This window comes from Neptunomonas sp. (genome assembly GCF_041601355.1).
Classification (GTDB): domain Bacteria; phylum Pseudomonadota; class Gammaproteobacteria; order Pseudomonadales; family Balneatricaceae; genus Neptunomonas.
Genome location: NZ_JBFIIH010000141.1, coordinates 1 through 9,657 on the forward strand (window position 1 = coordinate 1; position 9,657 = coordinate 9,657).

8 protein-coding genes and 1 riboswitch are annotated in these 9,657 nt (G+C 45.5%); of the genes, 4 read left to right on the forward strand and 4 right to left on the reverse strand.

The window, feature by feature from the left end:
* From ABY436_RS17025 to ABY436_RS17040, 4 genes are all read right to left on the reverse strand, one after another.
* Positions 1–1,418 (reverse strand): SdrD B-like domain-containing protein (locus tag ABY436_RS17025; protein ID WP_372740128.1); only part of this gene is annotated, 1,418 nt, incomplete at its 3' end.
* 182 nt (positions 1,419–1,600) lie between these two features.
* On the reverse strand, positions 1,601–1,747 hold the full coding sequence (locus ABY436_RS17030; RefSeq protein ID WP_372740129.1) for a PEP-CTERM sorting domain-containing protein: 147 nt from the start codon (positions 1,745–1,747) through the stop codon (positions 1,601–1,603).
* Positions 1,748–2,154: 407 nt separating this feature from the next.
* Positions 2,155–3,498, reverse strand: a complete 1,344-nt coding sequence (locus ABY436_RS17035) for an HlyD family type I secretion periplasmic adaptor subunit (protein ID WP_372740130.1) — start codon at positions 3,496–3,498, stop codon at positions 2,155–2,157.
* Between the two features lie 2 nt (positions 3,499–3,500).
* Positions 3,501–5,309 (reverse strand): type I secretion system permease/ATPase, encoded by a 1,809-nt coding sequence (locus ABY436_RS17040; protein ID WP_372740131.1) that lies wholly within the window; start codon positions 5,307–5,309, stop codon positions 3,501–3,503.
* 324 nt (positions 5,310–5,633) lie between these two features.
* Between ABY436_RS17040 and ppk2 the strand changes: the two genes are divergently transcribed.
* The 4 genes from ppk2 (at position 5,634) to ABY436_RS17060 (ending at position 9,647) form a co-directional block, all read left to right on the forward strand.
* Positions 5,634–6,530 carry a polyphosphate kinase 2 gene (ppk2, locus tag ABY436_RS17045; RefSeq protein ID WP_372740132.1) on the forward strand — a complete coding sequence of 299 codons (897 nt, stop codon included), beginning with the start codon at positions 5,634–5,636 and terminating at the stop codon, positions 6,528–6,530.
* Between the two features lie 20 nt (positions 6,531–6,550).
* Positions 6,551–6,778, forward strand: a complete 228-nt coding sequence (locus ABY436_RS17050) for a phosphatase (protein WP_372740133.1) — start codon at positions 6,551–6,553, stop codon at positions 6,776–6,778.
* A gap of 109 nt (positions 6,779–6,887) precedes the next feature.
* A riboswitch (cobalamin riboswitch) is annotated at positions 6,888–7,053 on the forward strand.
* A gap of 32 nt (positions 7,054–7,085) precedes the next feature.
* Positions 7,086–9,005, forward strand: a complete 1,920-nt coding sequence (locus ABY436_RS17055; RefSeq protein ID WP_372740134.1) for a TonB-dependent receptor — start codon at positions 7,086–7,088, stop codon at positions 9,003–9,005.
* A gap of 81 nt (positions 9,006–9,086) precedes the next feature.
* Entirely contained in the window at positions 9,087–9,647 is a 561-nt protein-coding gene (locus ABY436_RS17060; RefSeq protein WP_372740135.1) for a cob(I)yrinic acid a,c-diamide adenosyltransferase, read from the forward strand.
* The last annotated feature ends 10 nt before the right edge of the window (positions 9,648–9,657 follow it).

Sequence of the window (9,657 nt, forward strand, 5' to 3'; positions counted from 1 at the left end):
AACACTTTGTCACCCAGGCTCGCCGTGTACTCGGCACCCGCGTCGTTGTCCGGCGTGTCGTTACCCGGTGTAACCACGATGTTACTGATTGTCGAGGTCGTCGTGTTGCCGATCGCATCACTGTCGTTAGTGTCGTCGCCATTGCCGTCCGGATCATTCGGATCCACCAACTGCTTGTCCGCCAGTACCGTGCTGCCCTGGCCATCCGGCTGGTCATCGAACTGCACCCCGTAGGTGCCCGCTTCCAGACCGGTAAACTGGTACACGCCCGCCACTCCGTTGACCGTGGTGGTCAACGTCGTGGTGCTCGTGAGGTTGCCGTTGGCATCCAGCAGCGTGACCAATACGCCATCAACACCCGGGTCAACAGCCTGGCCATCGTCCACGTCATTGTTGTTGGTGTCGCAGAAGTAGCGTCCCGACAGCGAGCCGAGTGTCGTCACAAGGCCCGCATCCACGCTTTGATTTGATTCGCCATCGGCTAGGCTAATTGTTGCAGTGATGCCATTGCCATCAACATCGGCATAGGCATCACTATCTAAATCGTCTTGTGAAATTGGAGCATCGGGATTTGCATCGGCAACTGTTAATAGCATATTTGCAGGTGTTAAAAACTTAACTGAGTAATCACCTGCTTTCAGGCCTGTAAATTGGTAATAGCCTGTTTCAACTTCTGCGGTGCTGTAATCATCACCTGTAATTGTGCTTGAAACTAAATTATTGTTGGCATCATAAAGCTCTACAATAACGCCATCGACACCCAGTTCGTTAACATCCTGGATACCATCTGCATCTTCATCCAACCAAACATAATCACCTAATTTCGCTGAGTTTAATTGAATGATCAATGGTTGTTTTACACCATCCGGATCAACAACCATTGAGAAAAACGTGTCTGAAGGAAGAACATTAATACCGCTAGCAACTGCAGCCTGGGATTGCGAAACTAAAAAATCAATATCCGACTGCTCAACCAACTGTCGACCGTTATCGGTTAACGATAATGTCTCATTTCCAGTATTATAATTGGTATATCCCAGTATTTCCCATATTGCGGACTGGACTTCACCATAAGTATATTGCCCGGCATATTTAGCATCTGATGTAAAATTTTGTGACAACAACCAGTTGATCTGAGAGATTTGATCCTGAGAAATAGTGTTGGTGACAGCAGCATTAAGATAATTATTAATATCAACGCCATCACCAGCGTTACCAGTATAAAGAGTAGGTGAAACTGTGATAAATAAATTAGGATGAAGGCAATAACCATCATAAATACCATTGGGCAAGTTTGGATTTGTACTGTCTGTGATTATCACATCAAAGTAGCTTGGTGCGCCCAGATCTGGCTGCTTACCATATTGCCCAGCCTCATTAAAAGCTGATGAAGTCACACGAATGGTCATAGTGGACATAACTAAAATCCTTCTTAATTTAAATTCTTAGCGAAGTCGATCTGGGCAGTAGCGTTTTTTAAAAACTCTACTTTTAGAGAAAAGAAAATCATGCTCGTGTAAATCAACACTTCATCCAGAACTTATTTTTATAGTCAAATCTGAATAAAAAAAGCGAGACGAAATGCCTCGCTGTTTTATTTCTACTTTTTGAAACGACGTGAAATAAAGAAAGCGATGGCAGCAGCACCCATCAGCGGCAACATACCTGGTTCAGGCACTGCTTGAGCAGCAGCAAAAGCGGGCACAGAAACCAGCATTAAAGTAGAAACAGCGATTAATTTATTCATGTTAAACACCTTTGTTAAGTTGGGTTTTCCTACCTGTATTAAACAGATGCAGGGGTTTTAAAAAACACTCTTTTTGATATGTGCTGATTTTAAAAGCGACTAGCCACATACCAGCAGTAAGCTAAATTTTAAAAAAGCAATTAACATACCAACACCAAGCCCCAAACTGAACGAAACATTAACAGAAAAAAATGATAAAATATAAACTTTAAAAACAATAGCTTACTGACGACAAACTCAAAATAAACTCAAAATATAATTAAAAAATTAATTTTTTATTATTGAGTTTTTCAGGTTAATTTGGATATGTAAAAAAACCTGACGCATTAGACAGGTTTTTTTATAAAAAACAATAAAAAAAGGTTAAAACAAACGTTTTATATTGGCATTGCCAGATGCCATCATGACTAATCTTCAATAAACGAACGCGCAACGGTATTAACCAGCGGGTCAGCGAAGTACTGGAACAAGGTGCGCTCACCTGTTTTGATGAAGACCTCGGCAGGCATACCGGCGACCAGTTTAAGGTCGCTGCCCTGCAAATACTGAAGCCCTTCTTCGGTCAATTCGATGATCGCCAGATAATAAGGCGTCTGCGTCGAATCATTCGGATCGAGGATACTATCAGCCGATAGGGTTATCAGTTTGCCCTCTATTTTGGGCGTCTCTCTCATTTTGAATGCTGAAAAACGCACATCAACAATCTGTCCAATAGCAATTCGATCAATATCTATAGGAGATACCCGCGCCTCTATGATCAGTCGCACGCCCATAGGTACAATTTCCATCAGCTTTTCACCTTCGCCTATGACGGCACCGACGGTGTGAACTGCAAGTTCCAGCACCGTGCCAGATTGCGGCGAACGGATCTGAGTACGTGCCAGGGTGTCCAGCAATGCCTGACGCTGCTCAACCAGCTGAAACAACCGCTCTTGCAGCTCATCAACTTCTGTGGCGACCTCTCTTTGCAGTTCTTTTTGTAGTTGTAAGGCCTGTAGCTTTGAAGCCACTACTTCAGATTTTGTTGACGCAATACTCGCCAGCAGCTCGCCTAACTCGCCGCGACTTTGCGCCAATTCCCGATAAATTTCGCGTGCACGACCTCTTTCAGCAAAGCCTTTTGCTTCCAGAGATTTCAGATCTTTGAGCTGGGTAGAGTATGAGTACACCAGTCGCTCCTGGCTCTTTCTTTGTGCATCCAGACCGGTTAACTGCGACTCCAGCTGCTCGGCTTGCTGAACATATAGCGCCAACTCATTTTCATAGGATTCTTTGCGCACTTGAAAGATCTGGCGCTGTACATCAATCGCCTCCTGCACCCTTCTATCTTCTTTAAGATCCTGTAAATCCTGAGGAAATACCACAAACTCCAGTTGATCACGTTGAGCAATCAACCTCGCTTCACGCGCACGAGACAAGATATATTGTCCCTGAATCACTTCTAGCTGAGCTTTAGCCTGGGTATCATCCAGCACCATTAATACCTGGCCTTTATCAACATGGTCACCATCTCGCACCAACACCGATTTAACTATCCCTCCCTGAAGATGCTGTACCGTTTTCTTATTATTCTCTACACGCACTTTACCCTGAGCATGCGCAGCACTGGCGATAGGAGCAACCGCCGCCCACGTACCCAAACCGAAAAAAACCACAAGAATAATGATGAAACCAATCATCAGAAAACGGCTATCATCCACCGATTTTTCAAGATACCGGGTTGTCGCGTCAGCTTTTTTTACATCAGACATAATTAATTCTCTACCACAGCGTTTTGGGTTACTGATGGGGTTACTGGCTTAGTTGCAATAGAAGTGGCTATACCAGGTGCTGACTGTATTGCAGGATTAGGTGCGGTGCTAGCGGCCCCCTGACTTAACTTTTTCATCACGACTGCCGTTTCATCAAACGCCACTAAAGCACCGTTTGACAGCACCATTACCTTATCAACTAACTGTAATAAGTTATTCCGATGGGTGACAACGATCAGCGTAGAGCCTGCAGCTTTTAGACTCCGCAACGCGTCTGCCAGTGCAAGATCACCCTCTGTATCCAGATTCGAATTGGGCTCATCCAGTACGACGAGCTTAGGGTTATCATATAACGCACGCGCCAGCGCAATACGCTGACGTTGGCCTGCCGACAACAAATGCGCTTTAATTCTGGTTGAATAGCCATCAGCTAACTGCAAGATCATCTGGTGCACGCCTGCCGCCGTGGCTGCGGCAACTACCTTTTCAGGATCAACCTGGCCAAAGCGGGCGATATTTTCACTCACCGTCCCTTCCAGCAACTCAATATCCTGCGGCAAATAGCCTATATGCTCACCCAGGATTTCTCGGTCCCACTGCTTAAGCTCAGCGCCGTCTAAACGGATCGCGCCTCGGGTCGTCTGGTAGATGCCGAGCATGGCACGTATTAAAGTGGACTTACCGGCGGCACTTGGCCCGATGATGGCGACTGATGTACCCGATTCGATTGCAAAACTAATATCCTGTAATACTGGCTCTGCACTTTCACCCAGGGCCACAAATACTTTTTTAAACTCGACCCGCCCCTGTGGTGGTGGCAGTTGCATAGGCGGCTCCTGCGATGCATTCGCTTCCAGCAAGGCCGACAAGCGCGTATAAGCCCCCCTTGCACCCAAAAAGCCCTTCCATGAATTAATCAGCTGATCGATCGGAGCCAGCGCCCTACCCAACAAAATTGACCCGGCAATCACAGTACCACCGGAGATATCTCCCTGTATGGCGAGATAAGCCCCCAATCCCAGCATCAGGGACTGCATGGTCATTCTAAAAGTCTTAGACAGTGTCGTTATCAAACCACCTTGCCGACTTGCTCGCGTTTGCAGCGCCAGTAACTCATTCTGCTTCTGCTGCCAGCGATCGCGCAATCGAGGCAACATCCCCATCGCCTCAATCACTTCTGAATTACGTAAATTCAATTGAGTTTCGTGGGTGTTCTCAATATTCAGCTTGTTAGCATCCTGAATATCACGTCGTGTCAGACGCTCGTTAACGATGGCGAGGATAATCAGAAAAATAGCGGCAGCAAGCGCTATGCTGCCCATCAAGGGATGGAACAGATACACAACGCCCAGATATATAGGCAGCCAGGGTGCATCAAACAGCGTTAGCAGGCTGGCGCCTCCCAAAAACTGCCGAAGTGTTAAAAGATCTGACAAAGGCTGCGCTGTTGAGACACTGCCCCCCGACGCCAGTGACTGCTTAAACAACGAATCAAATACACGTGGACCCAGGCTTTTCTCTAATCGATTACCAGTGACAATCAACACCTGTGAGCGTACCCACTCTAAGGTTCCCATCACAATAAAAAGAAATACCAGCAACAATGTAAGCATCAACAGGGTTGATTCACTGCTACTGGTGAGCACCCGATCGTAAACTTCCAGCATGTAAATAATCGGTGCCAGCATCAGTATATTAATACAAAAACTAAAAACACCGGTTGATATAAATGACGTACGTGAAGCAGATAATGCCTTATATAGCTCTGATTTCTCTACCGATTCCTTTTGATTCAGTGACTGCTTTTTCATAACTTCGCTGATTTCCATTTTATTTTTAAGCGCACAATATTTAAACGGCCGTATTAACTTTGCAACGTGTTTCAAACGCATTAAATTAAAGCATCCCAATTTATGAACTATATCGAGTACTCCAAGGAATACAAAATATTTCGGCTCTCATATTGGATTATCCTGCCGGGCTCGCATACCGGGCTCTTATTCTACTTCCATCGACCGTTTTTACCGCTTCGATCGCTCTTATATCAGATATCGTTAATTAAGTGATCTCGATCAAAGGAATTGTCACAAGAGGGAGGATAATTATTATAACTAACCTTTAAAAAGGAGAAACTGATGGATGATCTTGTACAAGTAGCACCCCAAGAAACTACTGAAGCACTTGAGGCTGCATCTGAGCCTAATGAACCACCTGTAGAAATAGAAAACAGCTCAGACGTTACTGTGACTCAAGAAAAACTATCCCGAAAAGAATATGAAAAGCTCAAAAAAGACCTGCAGATAGAGCTGTTAAAAATGCAAAGCTGGGTGCGTGAAACCGGCGAACGCATTGTTATTCTCTTTGAGGGACGCGATGCTGCCGGTAAAGGGGGCACCATAAAACGTTTTACGGAGCACCTGAACCCTCGCGGAGCAAAAGTAATTGCACTTGAAAAGCCCACTGAAGAAGAAAAAGGTCAATGGTATTACCAGCGCTATGTTAAGCACTTCCCCACTAAAGGTGACATCTTATTATTCGACCGCTCCTGGTATAACCGCGCCGGTGTTGAGCGAGTCATGAATTTTTGTTCCCCTGCCGAATATCTTGAATTTATGCGCCAGACACCTGACTTTGAGCGTATGTTAGTGCGAAGCGGTATTCGTTTATATAAGTTCTGGTTTTCTGTTAGCCGTGACGAACAGTTTGAACGCTTTCAGGCTCGTAAAGTTGCTCCCCTAAAACAATGGAAATTATCGCCTATTGATCTGGCATCTCTGGATAAATGGGATGCCTACACTGAAGCTAAAGAGGCGATGTTTTTTTATACCGATACCGCAGATGCCCCTTGGACGGTGATCAAGTCAGATGATAAGAAGCGCGCCCGTATAAATGCCATGCGCTTTATTCTTAACTCTCTGCCCTATCCCAATAAAAATCCGGATATTCAGCTCACACCCGACCCATTGATTGTTGGTAACGCACGCGATATTCACGAACAAGATGAACATATCCTGCTACCCAGCAACAAATAATTCACCAGGAGGATCTGTCCATGTCACAGAAGCAAACACAGCACTCTCACAATGTTGTTGAAGCATTTAAAGGAAAGTTATCAGCCGAACTTCGCAATCAGATTGGCGAGTCCAAGTTCTCTGATTTAGAATTAATCGTTGAATCAGCTATCAGCACTGCGGTACTGGAAGAGCTGGAAAAAGCAGCAGACCGGGTCGAACGTCTATCACACGAGATTCGTAACTTTGCTGAGCACTATGATGCATAATACGATGTAAAAGTAGCGTCATTTATATAGTTGCTCATAGTGCACCTATGGGCAACCTGCTAACCGCCAACGCCTCTCTGATTGCATCACAAAAAACCACCCTGTAAACTCCGCCCCCAGTTACTCAGGTGCCTGCAAAGGTTAAACGGGAAGAACGGTGCGTATTGCTCTAACTATTAGCGCTAATACAAAGCCGACACTGCCCCCGCAACGGTAATCGATTCTTCTCAGAGCAATCGAAAGTCCGGATATCGGCCTGTTTCTCATCTAACCCAATGCGCGGCGGGCGCAGATTCTGAGGTTCTACATGTTCCGATATATTTCTCCTATGCTGGCTGCAGCAACGCTGGCTACCCTTTCGCCTGCTTCTTTTGCCTCTTCAGTAATCAATCAACCTCTCAGTATAACGGTATCCGGTACACGCTCATTATTATCAGAAGAGATGTCTGGAAAATCAGTCAACGTCATTACGCACCAACAAATCAGCGCGAGCGGTGCCTCCAATGTATTTGAAGCACTTCGCAGTAGCGGTGCAGTACAGATTACACAAAACTACACTGGCAATAGTAATGGTGGTGTCGTTTCCATGCGGGGTTTTGGCGAGAATACCAGTCAAAACGTGCTGATCTTGGTGGATGGCAGACCACTGAACAACCCGACACTGGAAGCACCGGACCTAAGCATTATCTCTCTTAATAATGTAGAGAGAATTGAAGTGCTACAAGGCAGTGCGGGGGTTTTATATGGGCAGAATGCCGTCGGCGGTGTGATCAATATCATCACTCGCTCTATCGAAGGTTCAAGCGGGCAGATTCAGCTTTCAGCGGGATCATACGACACAACCAAACTTTCTGCAGGTTTCGATCATCGTTATGAAAATGGCCTTGGTGTGCGTGTCAATGCGAACAGCAATAGCAGCAATGGTTATCGTGACAACAGCGATAACGAATATGGGCGCGTAGAAGCCGGATTATCGTATCGTCATAGCAGCGGTGAAATCGGCATTTCACATCAGGTTATCAATGATAATCAACGCTTCCCGGGATCATTAAGTGATGCTCAGGTTTTTGCTGACGCTCGTACTGCAGACACACCCGATGACTTCTTTAATACAGATATGACTGTGAATGAAATCACGTTGGTACAGTCATTGTCTGAACAATTTAAATTAAGCGCTGAACTCAGCCAAAGAGACAGTAATGGTACAGGCTATTTCTATGGTAGTAATTATAATCAAGATACCCGAGTGAATTCATTCACTCCCCGTATCACCGGCCACCTACCTACACAACACGGTGATGTGATCCTGACAGCGGGATATGACTATCGCAACAGTGATTATCAAGCCTGGAATTATTACGACAGCCAACAGTCTGCCAATGCTTTGTATACTCAAGTTATCTACCCGATAAATACTCAGCTTTCAGCAACATTCGGCGCTCGTAACACCCGTGTAAAAGATAGCAACAATGCTTCCAACATCGATCACTCGGATTCAGCCTTTGTTAAAGAGTTCGCCATTAATTGGAAATTAAGGCCTAACCAGCAAGTTTTTCTAAGACGTGATGAGAATGTTCGTTTCGCGGCTATCGAAGAAAATGGTTATACCCTCCCTGACATTGATTTTCTGAAGCCGCAAAAAGGCACGTCATGGGAACTCGGCTGGAAAGGAGACTATCAGCAAACCAAATTAATGCTGAACCTTTACAGATTAGAATTGAATGATGAAATTCTGTTTGACTCAGCAGCCAATGGTGGCTGGGGCGCCAACCTCAATCTGGATCGATCACTACGTAGAGGGATTATCCTCAGTGCAGAACACGCCTTATTACAGAATTTAAACATAGGTGGCACATACACCTATACCGACTCGGAATTATTGGCCGGCTCATTTAAAGGGAATGAAGTACCTTTTGTTGCACACCATACTTTTAATCTATTTGCCAACTATCGCTTCAATCAACAATGGAACCTTTATATTGACGGCCAATATACCGGCGAGCGCTATTTAGCAGGTGATGATGCCAACGCGCTCAGTAAAGTCGATAGTATTGTCGTTATGAATGCCTCATTAAAATGGCAACGCAACCACTGGACAACTCAGTTAACGATCAACAATATGTTTAATGAAGAGTATGATGCGTATTCTGGTTCCTCTTATGGCTCCACATACCATTATCCAGCACCCGAGCGAAATCTGCTCCTAAATGTAGCCTATGCTTTTTAAGATCACGCTCGTTATCATGATAAATTTTAGATAACTGCACACAGGGCTGGGACTGCCAGTCCTGATTATTCGGAATAGAAAATGGCCAATAGACTCACGAAAATCTATACCCGCACCGGCGATAAAGGTACCACCGGTCTTGCCGATGGCAGCAGAGTTTCAAAAACCTCTGAGCGTATTGAGACGCTGGGAGATATCGATGAGCTTAACTCAGTATTGGGTATTTTGCTCACAGAACTAAAAGCTGAAGATCCGTTAAAGCCTGTCTTCTTTCAGATTCAGAATGATCTCTTCGACCTGGGAGGAGAGATCGCAATGGCGAATCCTGACTATCAGGCGATCACACCTGACATCGTCACTGAGCTGGAAAATCATCTCGACACACTCAATGAACAACTTCCTCCGCTAACAGAGTTCATACTACCCGGCGGAAGCCGGGCGGCGGCCTACTGCCACCAGTCAAGAAGCATCTGTCGGCGTGCAGAGCGCCAGATGATTCGGCTTTGCGATGCAGAAAAGCAAAACCCGATGGGCGCGATGTACCTGAATCGCTTATCAGATCTGCTGTTTGTCTGTGCCCGCACGTTGGCGCGCAGAGCGGGTAGCACCGAGATCTATTGGAAACCAAGGAAAAAATCCTGACGCGACGAGC